At 60.4% G+C, this 17,481-nt stretch carries 16 protein-coding genes and 1 tRNA gene; 9 read left to right on the top strand and 8 right to left on the bottom strand.

The window, feature by feature from the left end:
* The first annotated feature begins 21 nt into the window (after positions 1-21).
* From V0R37_RS15880 to V0R37_RS15865, 4 genes are all read left to right on the top strand, one after another.
* The gene (locus V0R37_RS15880) at positions 22-1,014 is read left to right on the top strand and encodes a TRAP transporter substrate-binding protein (RefSeq protein WP_420375429.1); all 993 of its coding nucleotides are present in this window, start codon (positions 22-24) and stop codon (positions 1,012-1,014) included.
* 95 nt (positions 1,015-1,109) lie between these two features.
* Entirely contained in the window at positions 1,110-1,598 is a 489-nt protein-coding gene (locus tag V0R37_RS15875) for a TRAP transporter small permease subunit (RefSeq protein ID WP_420375428.1), read from the top strand.
* Positions 1,595-2,911, top strand: a complete 1,317-nt coding sequence (locus tag V0R37_RS15870; RefSeq protein ID WP_420375427.1) for a TRAP transporter large permease — start codon at positions 1,595-1,597, stop codon at positions 2,909-2,911. Before V0R37_RS15875 ends, V0R37_RS15870 begins: the two co-directional genes overlap by 4 nt.
* 142 nt (positions 2,912-3,053) lie before the next feature.
* On the top strand, positions 3,054-4,025 hold the full coding sequence (locus tag V0R37_RS15865; RefSeq protein WP_420375426.1) for a Bug family tripartite tricarboxylate transporter substrate binding protein: 972 nt from the start codon (positions 3,054-3,056) through the stop codon (positions 4,023-4,025).
* Positions 4,026-4,038: 13 nt separating this feature from the next.
* Here the strand turns inward: V0R37_RS15865 and cls are convergent, their stop codons facing one another.
* The 4 genes from cls to V0R37_RS15845 form a co-directional block, all read right to left on the bottom strand.
* Entirely contained in the window at positions 4,039-5,493 is a 1,455-nt protein-coding gene (cls, locus tag V0R37_RS15860) for a cardiolipin synthase (RefSeq protein WP_420375425.1), read from the bottom strand.
* Between the two features lie 118 nt (positions 5,494-5,611).
* On the bottom strand, positions 5,612-5,821 hold the full coding sequence (locus V0R37_RS15855) for a hypothetical protein (RefSeq protein WP_420375424.1): 210 nt from the start codon (positions 5,819-5,821) through the stop codon (positions 5,612-5,614).
* Between the two features lie 94 nt (positions 5,822-5,915).
* Positions 5,916-6,971: an FUSC family protein gene (locus V0R37_RS15850; RefSeq protein WP_420375423.1), complete on the bottom strand. Its 1,056-nt coding sequence runs from the start codon at positions 6,969-6,971 to the stop codon at positions 5,916-5,918.
* A gap of 191 nt (positions 6,972-7,162) precedes the next feature.
* Positions 7,163-7,238, bottom strand: a tRNA-His gene (locus V0R37_RS15845).
* A 303-nt stretch (positions 7,239-7,541) separates the two neighbouring features.
* On the opposite strand from V0R37_RS15845, the gene V0R37_RS15840 reads away from it, so the two are divergent.
* Entirely contained in the window at positions 7,542-7,925 is a 384-nt protein-coding gene (locus V0R37_RS15840) for a hypothetical protein (RefSeq protein ID WP_420375422.1), read from the top strand.
* A gap of 21 nt (positions 7,926-7,946) precedes the next feature.
* Here V0R37_RS15840 and ypfJ read toward each other — a convergent pair whose 3' ends face one another.
* Complete coding sequence (ypfJ, locus tag V0R37_RS15835) at positions 7,947-8,801, bottom strand: KPN_02809 family neutral zinc metallopeptidase (RefSeq protein ID WP_420375421.1); 855 nt, start codon at positions 8,799-8,801, stop codon at positions 7,947-7,949.
* 108 nt (positions 8,802-8,909) lie between these two features.
* Here ypfJ and V0R37_RS15830 point away from each other — a divergent pair, with 108 nt between their 5' ends.
* From V0R37_RS15830 to bamC, 4 genes are all read left to right on the top strand, one after another.
* Positions 8,910-9,536, top strand: a complete 627-nt coding sequence (locus V0R37_RS15830) for an L-threonylcarbamoyladenylate synthase (RefSeq protein WP_420375420.1) — start codon at positions 8,910-8,912, stop codon at positions 9,534-9,536.
* Between the two features lie 77 nt (positions 9,537-9,613).
* On the top strand, positions 9,614-10,264 hold the full coding sequence (locus tag V0R37_RS15825; protein ID WP_420375419.1) for a site-2 protease family protein: 651 nt from the start codon (positions 9,614-9,616) through the stop codon (positions 10,262-10,264).
* Between the two features lie 88 nt (positions 10,265-10,352).
* On the top strand, positions 10,353-11,258 hold the full coding sequence (gene dapA, locus V0R37_RS15820) for a 4-hydroxy-tetrahydrodipicolinate synthase (protein ID WP_420375418.1): 906 nt from the start codon (positions 10,353-10,355) through the stop codon (positions 11,256-11,258).
* A gap of 15 nt (positions 11,259-11,273) precedes the next feature.
* A complete protein-coding gene (gene bamC / locus V0R37_RS15815) occupies positions 11,274-12,392 on the top strand; it encodes an NlpB/DapX family lipoprotein (protein ID WP_420375417.1) in 1,119 nt (372 codons plus the stop codon).
* A gap of 70 nt (positions 12,393-12,462) precedes the next feature.
* Here the strand turns inward: bamC and cysG are convergent, their stop codons facing one another.
* The 3 genes from cysG to V0R37_RS15800 are packed head-to-tail and all read right to left on the bottom strand — an operon-like array spanning position 12,463 to position 17,394.
* The gene (cysG, locus tag V0R37_RS15810; protein ID WP_420375416.1) at positions 12,463-13,860 is read right to left on the bottom strand and encodes a siroheme synthase CysG; all 1,398 of its coding nucleotides are present in this window, start codon (positions 13,858-13,860) and stop codon (positions 12,463-12,465) included.
* A 27-nt stretch (positions 13,861-13,887) separates the two neighbouring features.
* Positions 13,888-15,588, bottom strand: a complete 1,701-nt coding sequence (gene cysI, locus V0R37_RS15805) for an assimilatory sulfite reductase (NADPH) hemoprotein subunit (protein ID WP_420375415.1) — start codon at positions 15,586-15,588, stop codon at positions 13,888-13,890.
* 12 nt (positions 15,589-15,600) lie between these two features.
* Positions 15,601-17,394: an assimilatory sulfite reductase (NADPH) flavoprotein subunit gene (locus V0R37_RS15800; RefSeq protein WP_420375414.1), complete on the bottom strand. Its 1,794-nt coding sequence runs from the start codon at positions 17,392-17,394 to the stop codon at positions 15,601-15,603.
* Positions 17,395-17,481: the final 87 nt, after the last annotated feature.

The following is a 17,481-nucleotide window of genomic DNA, read 5'->3' as shown; positions in this document are numbered from 1 at the left end:
AAAATTTCAGGAGACAAAGCTATGAAGAGCCTATATCGCATCGTGGTGGGAGCCGCGATTCTGGCCGCCGCCGGCGCGGCGTCGTCCCAAACCACCCTACGAGCATCGCATCAGTTCCCGGGAGGCCAGGGGGACCCCCGCGACGAGATGGTGCAAATCATCGCGCGCGAGGTCGAGGCCGCCAAGGTCGGATTGAAGATCCAGGTGTTTCCATCGTCGTCGTTGTACAAGGCGACTGAGCAGTGGGGCGCGATTACGCGCGGCCAGCTGGATATGTCGGCCTTCCCGCTGGATTACGCCTCCGGGCGCGTGCCGCAATTTTCCGCCACCCTTATGCCGGGACTGGTGCGCAACTACGATCACGCGCAGCGCTTGAACAAGTCCGATTTCATGAAGGACATCAAGGCGCTGGTAGAGAAAAGCGGCGCAGTGGTCATTGCCGACGCATGGCTTGCGGGCGGCTTTGCATCCAAAAAGCAATGCATTACCAGCCCCGACACCATCAAAGGGCAGGTCATACGCGCCGCCGGTCCGGCGTTCGAGCAAATGCTGGCGGCCGCGGGCGCATCCATTTCGTCCATGCCGTCGTCGGAAATCTATACCGCCATGCAAACCGGGGTTCTGGATGCCACCAACACGTCCAACGACAGCTTCGTGTCCTACCGGATCTACGAACAGGTCAAGTGCCTGACCGCGCCGGGCGATAACGCGCTGTGGTTCATGTACGAGCCGGTGATCATGTCCAAGAAGGTATTCGATGGACTCAAGCCCGAGCAGCAGAAGGCGATTATGTCGGCGGCGAAGAAAGCCGAAGACTACTTCACCGGCGAGGCCCGCAAAGGCGAGAAGAAAATGGTCGATACCTTTACCAAGGCCGGCGTCAAGGTCGTCAGCATGAGCAAGGAAGACTTCGACGCCTGGATGAAGGTGGCTCAAGCGTCGTCCTACAAGCAGTTTGCCGAAAAGGTAAAGGGCGGCGATGTGTTGCTGAAAAAGGCGCTGGCGGTCCAGTGATGTCTGATTGCGGCCGGGTCGGGCCGGGCATTGCGGGCAGCCGCAATGCCTATGTGTTCCGATCCGGCGGCTCTTACCAAGAATAAGGAAGGCATATGACTGGACGATTTATCGGTTTCGTTGAAACCCTGTCGCGAGCATGCGGAGTGCTGTCCGCCTTGTTGCTGGTCTTTTCCATGCTGGTGGTATGCGAGATGATATTACTGCGCTATATATTCCGCGCAGCCACCATATGGCAGACCGAAGCGGTGGTGTTCAGCGCGACCGCGGCGATTTTCCTGGGCGCGCCCTATGTCTTGCTGACCAAGGGGCATGTCGGCGTCGATTTCATACAGATGGTGGTCAAGCCGCGCACCCGCCTGGCCATGGACAGGGCGGGCGCCTTGTTCGGAATAATGTTTTGCCTGGTCATGGCGGCTGCCACGGGCATCCATCTCTATGAAGCGCTGGAAGGCGGCTGGACCACGCCCAGCGTTGCCGCTGTTCCTTTGTGGATGCCGCTCTCGCCGATGCTGGCGGGCTTTGTTTTGCTTTCCTTGCAATACATGGCCGAGATCGTCAAATTGACCGGAGAGCAATCATGAGCCCCACCTATGCGGGAATCACGCTGGTCGTGGGGTTGTGCCTGTTGCTGGGCACCGGCATGCCCATTGCATTTGCGCTGGGCCTGGCCGCCATCACGGGCCTGTTTCTGGACATGGGACCGGACGTCATCTATGTGATTGCCGAAACGATGTTTGCGGGCATCGCCAATCTGGCTTACGTGGCCATACCCATGTTTGTATTGATGGGGGCGATCGTGGCAGGAACTCCAGCGGGAGGCGATCTGTACAAGTCGCTGGATCGCTGGCTGTACAAGGTGCCGGGCGGGCTGGTGCTGTCCAATATCGGCGCCTGCGCCATTTTTTCGGGCATGACGGGGTCCAGCCCCGCTACATGTGCCGCCATCGGCAAGATGGGCATTCCCGAGATGCTCAAGCGCGGCTATCCCAGTTCGGTGGCAACGGGCTCTATCGCTGCGGGCGGCACCCTGGGCATATTGATACCGCCTTCGGTCACCATGATCGTGTACGGGATATCGACGCAGACTTCCATCGGCCGATTGTTCCTTGCGGGCGTTTTGCCCGGCTTGATGCTGACCGCCATGTTCATGGTGTGGGCCTTGCTGGACGCCCGCAGGAAAGGCTTCCGCTTCCAGTCCGCAGCGCTGCACTATACCTTGAAGGAGAAGCTGGCGACCTTGCCGCGCGTGCTTCCATTGCTGCTGATTATCCTGGGCATGCTGTTTGTGCTGTACGGCGGGGTGGCGACGCCGTCGGAAGCGGCCGGCGCCGGCGCCTTCCTGACCCTGCTGGTGGTGATCGTGGTGTATCGCCTGTTCAAGATCAAATCATTCGTGGGCATCTTCGGCTCGGCCATGCGTGAAAGCGTCATGATCATGATGATCATGGCCTCGGCCGAACTCTTCGCCTTCGCCCTGTCCTCGCTTTATATTACGCAGTCCTTGGCTGCGGCTATCGCCGAGCTGCAGATCAATCGATGGGCCTTGATGGGCCTGATCAACGTGTTTCTGCTGGTGTCGGGCATGTTCCTGCCGCCGGTCGCGATCATCGTGATGTCGGCGCCCCTGCTTTTTCCCATCATCACCCAGGCTGGTTTCGACCCGTATTGGTTCGCCGTTGTGCTGACCATCAATATGGAGATAGGGCTGATTACTCCCCCGGTGGGCTTGAACCTTTTTGTGCTGAATTCCATTGCGCCCGATGTTCCGACCCGGGAGATTCTATGGGGCGCTTTGCCCTATGTGCTGGTCATGATGCTGGCGATCGTACTGTTGTGCGTATTTCCCCAGATCGTCACGTCGCTGCCCGAGTATGTGATGGGCCCGGCCATTTAGTTTTACGCTGCGAAAGCAGTTTTTATGCTGGCGATAGGTGTTTTCTCCAGTAGTGTGCAATACGCTCCGCACAGAGAATGCGGAGTGCCCCATGCGAATTATTCGCTTTAGTTTTTTATATAAGAATCCAAGAGGAGATTTCATGAAGAAAGGTTTTGTTTACGCGGCCGCCGCGGCTTTGTCCGCATTGGCAGTATCCGGCGCCGCGCAAGCCGCATGGCCCGACCGGTCCATCACCATCATCGTTCCGTTCCCGGCCGGTGGCGGCACCGACACATTTGCCCGGCCGCTGGCTCATCAGCTTGGCCAACAGCTCAAGCAAAGCGTGGTGGTCGACAACAAGGGTGGGGCGGGCGGCACGCTGGGCGCCGGTGTGGCCGCGCGCGCACCGGCCGACGGCTACACCTTCTTCATGGGTGGAGCTCACCACGCGGTGGCGCCATCCATCTACAAGAAGCTGAACTACGACATCCAGAAGGATTTCGTGCCCGTCGCCCTGTTGGCTCAGCCGCCGCAGATCATTGTGGTGAACCCCAGCAAGCTTCCCGTTAAAAATGTGAAGGAGTTTCTTGAAAAGGCCAAGGCCAGCCCAGGCCAGATCAACTTCGGTTCGGCCGGCATCGGCAGCACCCACCATTTGGCTGGCGAATTGTTCGCGCTGAAGACGGGCATTGAATTGACGCACGTTCCCTACCAGGGCGCGGGCCCCATGCTGACCGGCCTGATTACCGGGCAGGTCGATGTCGCCTTCGACGGACTGGGCTCGTCGGCATCGCATATCCGGGCGGGCACCATCCGTCCCTTGGCGGTAGCGTCGGCCCAGCGTTCGCCATCGTTCCCCGACGTGCCGACAGCGGCCGAGGCGGGTGTTCCCGACTACGAGGTATCGACGTGGTACGCCATGTGGGCACCGAAGGGCACGCCTCCCGATATCGTCAAGAAAATGTCGGAAGAACTGGTCAAGGCGCTGAACGCGCCCAAGGTGAAAGAGCTTTGGACCAGCAACGGCTCGGCCACGCCCAACATGACGGGCGAGGCTTTCGGCAAGTTCGTCGACAGCGAGATCATTCGTTGGGGCGATGTTGCCAAGCAGGCAAAGGTTCAGCCCCAGTAAGCCTGGCGGCGTATTACAAATAAGGGCTGGCCAGCCATATCACCCTGTTGCGCAGACGTTTGCGAAAGGGAATGGCGGCCAGCCCTTCCAGGGTTACCGCCTCGGAATTTCGTATTTCTTCGTCTATCAGCCCTTCGACCTGGCTTGCCAGGTCGTGGCTGTAGATCTCCATGTCAAGCTCGAAGTTAAGGCGCAGGCTGCGCGGGTCCATGTTGGATGAACCTACGTACGACCAGGCGCCATCGATGGTGATCAGTTTGGAGTGGTTGAAATTCCCATGGGCGCGCCACACCCGGCAGCCATTGCGTATCACCTGATCAAGCTGGGCCGTCATTGCATAATTGACCAGGCGCAGGTTGTTGCGCCCCGGGATGACGATGTCGACCGTGATGCCCCGCCGGGCAGCGGTGTTGATGGCCCCCAGAAGTATCTGATCGGGCAGGAAGTAGGGCGACTGTATGCGTATGTGTTTCTGTGCCACGGCAAAGGCGCCAAGCAGCATGTTGTGCGTACCCACGATATAACGGTCCGGACCCGAGCGTATGCAGCGCGCCGGCATTGTCGGTCGGGGCGGATTCCAGGCGGTGCAGCACCAAACGTCAAATGGCAGGCTTTCCTTGGTCGTGAATTCCCAGTCGTGCGCGAAGACCGAGATCAACTGCAGTACCACGGGACCCTCTACGCGGAAATGGGTATCGCTTGCCGTATTCTCGCCGGCAACGGAGGTAACGAATCCTTCCCGTATGTTCATGCCGCCGGTGAAGGCGCAGCGCCCATCGATGACCAGTATTTTGCGGTGGCTGCGCAGGTTGGCGTAAGGCATGCGCATGCCCAGCGGATTGGTCATGAACAATGCCGATGGAATGCCAAGCTTGCGCAACAGCCTGATGATGGGAGGGCGGGAATACTTGGAACCGACAGCGTCGATCAGGACGCGTACCTGCACGCCCCGTTCATGCGCGCGCGCTAGCGCCTGGACGATTTTTCGCCCTTCGCTGTCATTATCGAAAATATAGGTTTGCAGGGCGATGGATCGAGTCGCCTGATCGATGGCGGCGATCATTGCGGGGTAAGTCTGGTCGCCGCCGATCAGCATCTGTATATGGTTGCCGTCGCGCAGCGGGAAATGGCTGATGCGGTCGCCCAGCACGCGCAAGGAAGCGAACTGCTCTCCGGAGATGGCGCCGACGTCGGCCAGGGGCGCCTCGGGGATGGCGGCATAATCCTTCAGGCTTTTGTTGCGCTGTTCGGTAATGTGGTCGCGGCGGATACGGTTGATGCCGGCAATCAGATAGAAAAATGGGCCGATAAGGGGTGACATCAGAATGATGCCCACCCAGCCTATGGCGGCGCGAACGTCATTCTTGGTCATGGCCGCATGGACGGCGGCGGTTCCGCCTACGGCAAGACTCAAGAAAAACGCCAAGTGCGGCCAGTATTCCGAGACCAGGTATTCCAACGAAGCCATATTCAATGCCCTATCGGTTTTTTCATCGCAATCGGGAGCGGGCCGGCGCGGCCGAGGCTCCGGCTCCATGGCATGCGCAAGCCGGAGCCAGGGCCAAGTATATAGAAGGGCGGGGCGCTTAGGGTTGCCTGGGACGTTCCAGCAGCGTTTCATGCCACAAGGGATTGGGATCGCCTTGACAGGCAAATGCCTGGGCTCGCGACGGTGCGCGCCATACGCCGCCGCCTATGCCCAGAACAGGCTTGACGCCGTACCAGAACCAACGGCCGTCTTCGTCTTGCGCCGCCCAGTTCCAGCCTCGCGGCGCGTGTGTCCAGTCCAGCTTCATGTCTCCCCCGCGTTCGGCATGCTGCCGCACATACAAAAAGCCCCGCACATGGCGAGGCGGCCGGTCGCGGCAGCCTTCCTTATAGCACGGGTGGTCATCGGTTTCGCGCCTGGCGAACCAGCTCCGCCAAGTTGGACAGCACCGAACCGTATGCGCTTTTTATCGAAACCATATGTTCTTCATCTTCCATGGAAAGGCCGCCATGCTTGACGGAGTCATCCACCCGTTTTTCAAATGTTCCGTAAATTTTCTTCACCTCATCTATTTCCTCGCACTCTTTCCCGGCCTCGATCGCATCGGCGATTTTTTCCAGGCAATTCCTGACTGTACCGGCCAGTTCCAGGAGCGCTTTCTTGTTGTCGTGGCGCAGTGCGTCGGAAATCGGCTTGTCGCTGAAACGATCGACCAAGGTAAGCGTATAAGCGAAACGCTCGATCTCAGGGAGCAAGGCTTGTGAAAAGGGACTGAGCCCCATGGCGCGGGTTTTTTCTTCAATGCGGGCCTCGCGCGCCATAAGACGGGCCTGTCTGATTGAGCTCTGTATGGTGTCCTGGGCCTTTCTGTCCTTGTCCTGTTTGTCCCGGACCAGGCATGCGGTGCATTCCATGACATAGGCTCCGCAGTTGCGCAGCGCCATGGCCAAGTACTCCTGTTCGGTGCGCCTGGCAAGAACCGGCAATACCGCGAAGGCGGCGACCATCCCGCAGCTTGAGCCGATGGCGATGGCCAGCACCTTCCGTAGCGCGCCTTCAACGAGGTAGAAGTCGGGGGCTACAGCGATAATGGCGACGGTGACCAGCCCATAGGCCAGCACTGGCCACTTTGCGGCTAAGAAGCTCATGAAGCCGACGCCGGCCAGCAAGGCAAGAAGAGTGCCCCAGCCTTCGCTGCCAAACAGGATGACCAGCGCGACGGCAATGATCGCGCCTAAAGCCGCCCCGGCAATGCGGCCCAGTGCGGCGCCTATGGTCCCGCCTATGCTGGCCTGTACCACAAACAGCGCCGAAAACACTCCCCATGACGCATCTTCGGTGCCCATGAAGCGGGTTGCGAAATACGCCATGAAGACCGCGGAGGCCGTCTGTATCGGTATTCGGACCTCGTCTTTCCTGAGATGCGTGCGTATCCGCTTCAATGCTGGCGCTTTCATGGGATTGGATTGTTGTTCGCTCGGACACTTGAGCCCGGGGCGCCATGACAGCAAGCCATATGCCTGTTTATCGTATTCTGGGCGCAAAAAAGCCCCGCATTCAGCGAGGCAATTCAATGTTTCAATATTTGTTTTAATTTTTAGATTGCGAAAAATTTGAAATTCGCAATGTATTGATAAATAAAGAAATTTGGGGTGACCGATGGGGCTCGAACCCACGACAACCGGAATCACAATCCGGGACTCTACCAACTGAGCTACGGTCACCACCGAGACGGCAAACGTCAACTAAAAAGTATATCACTATTTAATCGAGCGCATGCGCTGCACAGAGAAACGGGATTCTAGCATGAACCGTGGAATAAGGCTTGCGGGGCTGAACCATTGCGCGAAAAACTGAAACTTCATGTGTCATCGGCCGGGGACGCAGGTATCAGGCGAGGACGAGGCTTGTCGGCGAACCGGAAAACCGGCCCTGTATCTTGTGACGGCTTGAAACGTTTGGGCGGTCACGGCTTCGCTTGTTTGCCCTACGATGAATGTTCAGCAATCTTTCCAAGGAGCTGGCTCATGAAAACATTGAATAAAACCTTGTTGTTGGCCGCCTTGCTGGCTGCGCCATTTGCCGCCGCGCAGGCGCACGATGACGAAGCCGCCCATAGGGCCTGGCTCAAGGCGCAACAGATAGACATTAAGCCGACGCTGAGGATAGAGGAAACCGAGATACCGGCGGGCACGTCGGCAACCTCATCCGGCACTGGCGCACCTGCGGGAACCCAATCGCCTTCCTCCGTGACGCCATCGCCCTCATCGCCGGCCGCGCCACCCTCGACCACCCCTTCCTCGCCGGGCACGTACTCCCCGGGAATCCAGCCCTCCGGGACGCCTCCTTATCCGGCACCCATAGAGAATCATCCCGGAATGAATTCCGGCATGGGGACGCAGCCCAAGTAGTGCGCCCGAGCGGCCAGACTCTTAGAGCGTGGCCGCGCTGAAGGTGTCGCATTGCGCGGTGTCTCCGCTCTTGAAGCCGCGGGTGAACCAGCGCATCCGTTGCGCCGAGCTTCCATGAGTGAACGAATCGGGCACGACATAGCCCTGCGATTGCTGCTGAAGCCGGTCATCGCCGATGGCGCTGGCCGCATTCAGCGCTTCCTCGATGTCGCCTTGCTCCAGGGTATTGCGCCGGGTATCGGAGTGGTGGGCCCATACGCCGGCCATGCAGTCCGCCTGCAGTTCGACGCGCACCGATAGTTGATTCGCCGCCACGGCGCCCCCGCGTTGCCGCGCCTGATCCACCTGGTCGGTGACGCCCAGCAGATGCTGTACGTGGTGCGCGACTTCATGCGCAATGACATAAGCCTGGGCAAAGTCGCCGGGGGAATTCAGTTGCTGCGCCATTTGCTTGAAGAAGCTCAGGTCAAGGTAGACTTTGCTGTCGCCCGGGCAGTAGAACGGCCCCATGGCCGACTGGCCCGTGCCGCAGGCGGTAGGGGTTGCTCCGTTGAACAGGACCAGTTTGGGCTGTTGATAATGGCCCCAGCCCTTTTGCTGGAAAATCGCATCCCAGGCATCTTCGGTGTCGGCCAGCACTTTGGACACGAAGCGGGTTTCCGGCGTGGCCGATGGGGTGGGGCCGCTGCTGTACGAGGTATCGTCGGTTGGGGATGTGGCGTTTTGCAGGACGACGCCTGGGTCGATGCCGAAATACATGGCTACCAGGGCCAGCACGATGGTTCCCAAGCCGATTTTCCCGCGTCCGCCCATGCGCATGCGCCGACCGCGCCGGTCTTCGATATTGCTGCTTTCGCGCGAATTATCCAGGCGCATGTGGAACTCCTTTCAGTGGGAGCCGCGGGAAGGCGGCCGGACTTAATTTTATTGCCTGTTGCCGGATTGGAACTTAAACTCGCCCTCCAGGAATGTTAGGATACGTTAATGGCTCAATTGTTTGTTGTTCATCCTCAAAATCCGCAGCCGCGCCTGATGAAGCAGGCCGGCCAGTTGCTTTCCAATGGCGGTCTCGTGGCGGTTCCCACCGATTCCAGCTATGCCCTGGTGGCGCGCCTAGACGACAAGCCGTCGGCCGACGCATTGCGGCGCTTGCGGGGACTGGACGAGCGCCATCACCTGACACTGCTTTGCCGCGATCTGGCCGAGATCGGCCATTTCGCGCGGGTGGACAACAAGCAATACCGCTTCCTTAAATTGGCGACGCCCGGCCCCTGGACGTTTATCCTTGAAGCCACGCGCGAAGTGCCGCGCCGGGTATCCCATCCCTCGCGCAAGACCATAGGCATACGTGTGCCCGATCATCCGGTAGCGCTGGCCCTGATCGAAGCCGCGGGTTCGCCCTTGATGTCCACCACATTGATACCCGAAGGCGAGGAAGAACCCATGAACGATGCGCAGGCCATATTCGATCGCTACGCCAATCAGCTGGCCGCCGTCATCGATGGCGGCCCTTGCCCCCTTGCGCCCACCACGGTCATCGACTTGACGGGCCCCAGTCCTGAGATCACACGTCGCGGGCAGGGCGACTTGTCCGTCCTGGGCCTTGATTAGCGAACTTTTTCCCTTTTCGGCAGCCTTAGCCATACGGGCCGTCCGTCGTCGCTGACGGCCCATCTTTGCGGAACTCCATGGAATCGTTGATACAGACCATTACCGTCTATGCCTTGCCTGTGCTGTTTGGCATCACCCTGCATGAAGCGGCGCATGGCTATGTGGCCCGGATGTTCGGCGATCCCACGGCCTGGCAGGCAGGGCGCATCAGCCTTAATCCCATACGCCATATTGATCTGGTCGGCACCATCATCGTGCCGCTCGTGCTGCTGTTCAGCACCAAGCTGCTGGGCGGCGGAGGACTGCTTTTCGGCTGGGCCAAGCCGGTTCCGGTCGATTGGGGACGCTTGCGCCGGCCCAAGCAGGACATGCTGTGGGTGGCATTGGCCGGTCCGGGGTCCAACCTGGTCATGGCGATTATCTGGGCGTTAGGCCTGCGCTTGCTGGCGGAAACCGGTGCCAGCCAGGGCGACTTCTGGGTGCAGATGACGATCGCCGGCATCCAGGTGAATCTTATATTGATGGCGCTGAATCTGGTGCCTCTGCCCCCCCTGGACGGCGGGCGCATCGTGTTCAGCCTGCTGCCCGCCAGGATGGCATGGCAGTTCTCCCGGATCGAGCCTTATGGCCTGTTGATCCTGATCATCCTGATGCTGACCGGTATTTTATGGGTGGTATTGCAACCATTGCTGGCATTCGGCCAGTTAATTGTGAATTGGTTCTTATGATTTTGCACGCATATCCGGTAAACTTGTGAGTTAATTCACGTCTAGGCAAGTTCACCGTTACGGTGAGTTCGAGGAGATCATTCCTATCATGGCAACAAGCACGGATTCTGCGATTCCTACCTTTCAGGGCAGCATGGTGGCACTTATCACACCCATGCATCCCGACGGCAGCCTGGATTTCGACAGTTTCCGAAAACTGATCGACTGGCACGCCAGCGAGGGCACCGATGCCTTGGTGGTGGTGGGCACGTCGGGCGAATCCCCGACCGTGGACGTGGATGAGCATGCCCAGATCATCAAGGTGGCGGTCGAGCATGCGGCGGGACGCCTGCCTGTCATTGCGGGTGTGGGCGGCAATTCCACCCAGGAAGCCATCGAACTGTCCCGGCATGCCAAGGCGGTCGGCGCTCAGGCGGGCTTATCGGTCGTTCCCTATTACAACAAACCCACCCAGGAAGGGCTTTACCAGCACTTCAAGGCCATAGCCGAAGCGGTTGACCTGCCTTCCATCCTGTACAACGTGCCGGGCCGGACGGTGGCCGACATGTCCAATGACACCATCCTGCGCCTGGCTCAGGTGCCCGGCATCATCGGCATCAAGGATGCAACCGGCGATATCGGCCGAGGGGCGATGCTGGTGCGCGATGTGCCGGCGGGCTTCCAGGTCTTCAGCGGCGACGATGCCACGGCGGCGGCCCTTATTCTGCTGGGCGGCCAGGGCAATATTTCGGTCACGGCCAACGTTGCTCCTCGTCTCATGCACGACATGTGCATGGCGGCGCTCAAGGGCGATGCGGCATTGACGCGCAAGCTCAATGCCCGCCTTGCGACGCTTAATAAAGTGCTTTTTGTTGAATCCAACCCGATACCGGTTAAATGGGCCGTTGCTGAAATGGGTCTGTCCAAACTGGGCTATCGCCTACCCTTAACCTCCTTGCACGAACAGCACCATGCTCTGGTGCGCAATTCGCTAAAAGAAGTGGGCTTAATCTAAATGATGAATACGCGTATGAACAAACGCTGCGCCGGCCTGGCTCTGGGCATGGGCATGGTACTGCTGTCCGGCTGCTCCACCTGGAACCAAATGACGGGTGCGGAGGAAGCTGTCGATTACAAAAGCACGGTTGCCGGCGACCCGCTCAGCATTCCTCCCGACCTGACTCAAGCCAACAGCGATGCGCGCTACCGCGCGCCCGAAGGCACGGCCACGTTCAGCCAATACTCTCAAAGCCAGCAGACCCAGCAGGGCAAGACGGCTGCCGATCGCATACTGCCGCAGACTCAAGGCGTGTCGGTCATGCGCGATGGCGATGTGCGCTGGTTGGTGGTCGACAAGCCGGCCGAAGAGGTCTACCCGAAAATCCTCGATTTCTGGGGCGAGCAGGGCTTTACCATCCATTCCCAGGATCCGCGCGCCGGCCTGATGGAAACTGACTGGGCTGAAAACCGCGCCAAGATACCCGAAGGCTGGATCCGCAGCGCCTTGGGATCCATTATCGATACCGTGTTCGACAGCGGCGAGCGCGAACGCTTCCGCACACGCGTCGAGCGCGTCAATGGCAAGACCGAGGTCTACATCAGCCATCAGCAAATGGTCGAAACGCCGACCCAGGACGGCTCCACGTTCAAGTGGGTGTTCGGCAAGGAAGACCCGGGCCTGAACGCCGCCATGCTGGCTCGCCTCATGGTGTTCCTGGGTACCGATGTGCAGAAGGCGCACGACATGGTCGCGCAGGCTGAAAAGGACTCGGAGCAGGCCTCGATCACGCAAATGCCCGACGGCCAGGCCGCCATCGCGCTGGCCGAGCCTTTCGACCGGGCATGGCGCCGCGTGGGCGTGGCCATCGACTCAGCGGGCTTCGCCGTCGATGACCGCGATCGTTCCGCGGGCGATTACTTCATCCGCTATCTGGACAGCGACACCGGCGAGAAAATCGAGCAGCAGAATTTCATCGGACGATTGTTCGGCTCGAAGAATACGGCGGAAGCGGCAGGATACCGCATTCACGTCGCCGGCCAGGGTTCGGGCTCGATCGTCACGGTTCTGGATCAGAATGGCCAGGTTCAGAACACCGATACCGCCAAGCGCATCATTACGGTGCTGTCCAGCCACATGAAGGCGAAGTAAGCCTGCGGACGCCGTCCGCCCTTGCAATGGCGGGCGGCACGTATCAAAAGGGGCCGCCGCAATGGCGGCCCTAGTCTTGCCGGATGCTGGCGCCAAACCATTCCAGCGCAGGCGCCAATGCGGCCACCTCGCCGATCAGCAGCAAGGAAGGCGCTTTCATTTCATGGCGGCGGGCCAGTTCGGCCAGGTTTTTCAGGCTGCCCTGCAGCACCCTCTGATTGCTGCGCGTGCCGTTTTCCACCATGGCAAACGGCGTATCGCCGGATCGTCCATGCGACATCAACTGTTCCGATAGCCAATCAAGCTGGCTGACCCCCATGTAGAACGCCAGGGTCTGCTTGTCGCGTGCCAACGATGGCCAATCCTCCAGGAAAGTATCCTGGCGGCAGTGCGCGGTAATCAGGCGGACCGACTGCGCATGGTCGCGATGGGTCAGCGGGATGCCGGCATAGGCCGCGCAGGCCAGCGCCGCCGTGATCCCGGGCACTACCTCGTACGGCACATCGTGTTCGCGCAGGAATTGGAGCTCTTCGCCGCCGCGCCCGAATACGAAGGCGTCCCCGCCTTTCAGGCGCACCACCAGCCGGCCTTGCCGGGCATGCTCCAGCATGAGGCTGTGAATGCGAGCCTGAGTCGCGTTGTGGTCTTCGCCGGGGATTTTCCCGATCGGAATCTGCGTGGCGTCGCGGCGCGCCAATTCCAGGATTTCGCCGTCCACCAGGCGGTCATAAAGAATGACGTCGGCCTCATTCAGCGCACGCAGGGCTTTAAGGGTCAGCAGGCCCGGATCGCCGGGACCTGCGCCGACCAGGATCACTTTTCCGGCAATGGCCGCTTGCGGATTCCGCAGTTCGTCTTCCAGCAACTGGCGCGCTTGCGAGGGTTGGCGCTTGCGCAGGGCATCGGCCACGGGGCCGTCCAGCAGCCAATCGTAGAATTCACGGCGTCGGCGCAGGTCGGGTCGCGCCTGGCGTATGGCCTGGCGATAGCCGGCGGCCAGCGCCGCCAGCGAGCCCAGGGTATGGTCGAACAGGCTTTCGATGCGTTCACGCACGCGGCGGGCCAGCACGGGGGCGCTGCCCGCCGACGAGATCGCGATGGTCAAGGGCGAGCGGTCGACGATGGATGGAACCTGGAAGCTGGATAATTCGGGGTCGTCGACCACATTGATGAAGCGCTTCTGTTCGCCGGCCAGTGCGGCAATATGCCGGTTCAGTTCGCGGTCATCGGTAGCGGCCACGACCAGCCAGGCTCCTTCCAGCCAGTCGGGCTCGAAGGAGCCGCGCAGCAATTCGATCTTGCCTTGGCGGGCCAGTTCTTGCACCGCGTCTCCGGCTTCCAGCGCGCCGACCCGAACACGGGCGCCCGAAGCCAGCAGGCTTTTGATTTTGCGTTCGGCGACGGCGCCGCCGCCCACGACCAGGACGAGCCGCGCTTCAAGGTCGGCGAATATGGGAAATAATCTCATGGGGAGTGTGGTGGCGTCGGGATTGTTTTATACCACCGTGTCCAGAACGATAGGAATCAGTTTTTGCGAGGGAGGGGGTATGACCGCGCTGCGAAGCAGGAAATCGCCGAATTTCTCGTCGGGCCGGCGGTTCTTTGCATAGGCGCCGAACAGGCCATCCAGCGTATCCAGTATTTCGGGCTCGGCGATGTTCTCGCGATACGGAATATTCAGACGTTCGCCCGTGAAGTTGGCGCCCAGCCGCAGGTCATACCGGCCCAGAGCCCGGCCCACCAGGGCGATCTCGGCCAGATAAGGGCGTGAGCACCCGTTCGGACAGCCCGACAGGCGCAGCAGGATGGGGGCGTCGATAAGGCCGTGCTTGTCCAGCAGGGCTTCCAGCTTGAGCAGCAATACCGGCGCATAGCGCTCGCTTTCAGCCATGGCCAGGCCGCAGGTGGGCAGGGCCACACAGGCGATGCTGTGGCGGCGGATGCCGCTTTGCCGCTTGTAGCCGTCCAGTCCGTATTTTTCGACCAGCGTGTCTATCTTGCCGCGATCCTTGGCGTCGACGTTGGCGACAAGCAGGTTCTGATTGCAGGTCATGCGAAATTCGCCTTTCAGTACCTTGGCGATTTCGCGCACACCGGTTTGCAGCAGGCTGCCGTCGGTATCCCGCAGCCGGCCCGATTCGATGTACAGGCCCAGATGCCATTTTCCATCGTCGCCTTCCTTCCAGCCATAGCTGTCGCCGTTCAGATCGAAGCGGTAAGGGCGCGAGGCTTGCAGCGCGAATCCGATGCGCTCTTCCAACTGTGCCTTGAACCAGTCCAGGCCGCGGTGATCGATGGTGTATTTAAGGCGGGCGTGCTGACGCTCGACGCGATTGCCGTAGTCGCGCTGCAGGGTCACCACGCCTTCGGCGACCTGGATCAACTGTTCGGGCGGCACAAAGCCGATCAAGCTGCCCAGCCGCGCATACGTGGTTTCATCGCCATGGGTGGCGCCCATGCCGCCGCCTATGGCGACATTGAAACCCAGCAAGCGGCCGTCCTCGATAATGGCGATCAGACCCAGGTCCTGCGCGAAAACATCGATGTCGTTGGTGGGAGGTATAGCCACACCGATCTTGAACTTACGCGGCAGATAGGTGTCGCCGTAAATGGGTTCTTCTTCAGGCTCGTCGGTGATCTTCTCGCCGTCCAACCAGATTTCATGATAAGCGCGGGTGCGCGGAATGAAATGATCGGACAGCTTCTGTGTCCATTCCTGTACAAGGCGATGCTGGCTGGAAAGATAGGGATTGACCGAGCTGACCACCTGGCGATTCACATCGCCGCAGGCGGCGATCGTGGTCGCCATGGCGTGGTGGATAGCCTGCATGGTGGGCTTCAGATCACGCTTGATGATGCCGTGCCACTGGAAGGTTTGCCGGGTGGTGATGCGCAAGCCGCGTCCGGCGTAGGTGTTGGCGATGTCGTCGAAGGCCAGCCACTGGGCCGGCGTGACGACGCCGCCCGGCAGGCGTGCTCGTATCATGAATGCATAGGCGGGCTCCAGCTTTTGCTTGCGCCGCTCATCGCGTATGTCGCGATCGTCCTGCTGATAGCTGCCATGGAACTTCAGCAGCTTGTTGTCGTCGTCGCTGATTGCGCCCGTGACCGGGTCATTCAGTCCGGCTTCGATAGTGCCGCGCAGATGGCGGCTATCGGCTTTGACCTGCTCTAAATGCGAAAGGGTGTTGCTCATTGCTATCCTGAATTAGTAAACGTCGCGTGCGTATCGGCCTTGCGCGGCCAGCTCGTCCAGCCATTCCTTGGCCTGGGCTTCGTCCAGGCCGCCTTCCTGGCGGGCGACCTGCAGCAGTGCCTGATGAACGTCTTTGGCCATGCGGGTGGCATCCCCGCAGACATACACGTGGGCGCCGCCCTGGATCCAGTCGTACAGGTCGCCGGCGCGCTCCAGCAGCTTGTCCTGCACATAGACCTTGTGCGCCTGGTCGCGCGAGAAGGCTAAATCCAGCCGATGCAGGTCGCCGTCTTGAAGCGCGCGCTGCCATTCGGTCTGGTACAGGAAGTCCGACGAGAAGTGGGGGTTGCCGAAGAACAGCCAGTTTCGGCCGCTGGCGCCTGCCGCCGCGCGCTCCTGGACGAAAGCGCGGAAGGGCGCAACGCCGGTGCCGGGCCCTATCATGATGACATCGCGTGAACTGTCGGCGGGAAGGCGGAAGCGCTGATTCTCCTCGATGAAGACAGGCAGCTTTTCGCCTTCGGCAAGCGCAACCAGGAAATTCGATGCCGCGCCCCAGCGCGCCTCGCCTTCGTATTCGTAGGCGACATTGGCCAGCGTAAGATGTACTTCCTGATCCACGGCGGACTGGCTGGACGCAATGGAATACATGCGCGGCGTCAGCGGACGCAAGGCTTTGACCAGGCCCTGGGCGGACCACTTGGCGGGGAACTCCCTGAGCAGATCGATGAGCTGCCGCGTTTCCAGATAGCTCTTCAGTTGGTCTATCGATTCGGGCAACAGCAGGGTTTTAAGCTGTTCGTTGCCTGACAGTTCGGCGTGCGCCGCCAGGAAAGGCTTGGTCAGTTGCGTCAGTTCGCGATACCGGCCCAGCCACTCCTTCAAAGTGCGCGAAACATTGTTGATGTCTATGCTTTCGGCGGCATCCAGGTCCAAGTGGGAAATGACCGTATCGACCAGGGCTTCGGATTGGGCGGGCCAGACGCCCAGGGCGTCGCCGGGCTGATAGCTTAGCTGGCTGCCTTCCAGCGATATTTCCAGATGGCGCACATCTTTGTCGCTGTTTCGCCCGGTTATGGGCTGGTTCAGCAGCAATTCGGCCAGGAAGGGCTGTTCCCGCGTGACCCTGGATGCCTTGGGATGCAGCGGCGTCACACTGGCTGTCGTTGCGGCCGTCTGCTTCAAGGCCTTTTGGGCGAGCCCGATCGCGGCATCCTGCCAGGGCAAGGCCACGGTTTCAATATCCAGGTCGGCGGTGCCCACTTCATGCAGGCGCTCGGCACCCAGTTCCGCCAAGCGGGCGTCCAGGGTCTGCGCAATGCCGCAGAACATCGGATAGCTGGAGTCGCCCAGGCCCAGTACGGCATACTTCAATTGCGGCAACTTGGGCGCGCGCCGGCTGGACAGGAACTCGACGAAGGCCAGGGAATCGTCGGGGGGTTCGCCATCGCCCTGTGTGCTCATGACGATATACAGCAAGTCCTCGTCCTTGAGTTCGCGTGTGGGATAGCGATCGGCGCGCAGCAGCCGCACGCTCAACCCAAGGCCGCCGGCCCGCTCGGCCAGCGATTCGGCCACGCGCTTGGCATTGCCGGTCTGGCTTCCATACACGACGGTCAGTTGCCTGGCCGCGCTCACCCCGGCCACCGCCGCGACGGGCGGGGGCGCGGAGCGGCTCGCCAGCCTGCCTTGAGCGACGCCGGCAAAGTAGCCGGACAGCCAGCTCAGCGCATTGGATTCCAGGCCGTCGGCCAGTTCGGTGATAAGGGTGTGCTTGGATTCGGGAAGGTAAGACGGGGCCAGCATGGCGTGCGCTCATGGTAATAAGTTCATCACCATTCTATGAAGCCCGCCGCCTTGCGCGAACGACAAGATTATTATTTCTATATCGCT

The organism is Pollutimonas rozaliensis, assembly GCF_048751585.1.
Lineage (GTDB): Bacteria > Pseudomonadota > Gammaproteobacteria > Burkholderiales > Burkholderiaceae_B.
The sequence above is the reverse complement of the archived record's forward strand: the minus strand, read 5'-3'. Positions and strand labels throughout refer to the sequence as shown.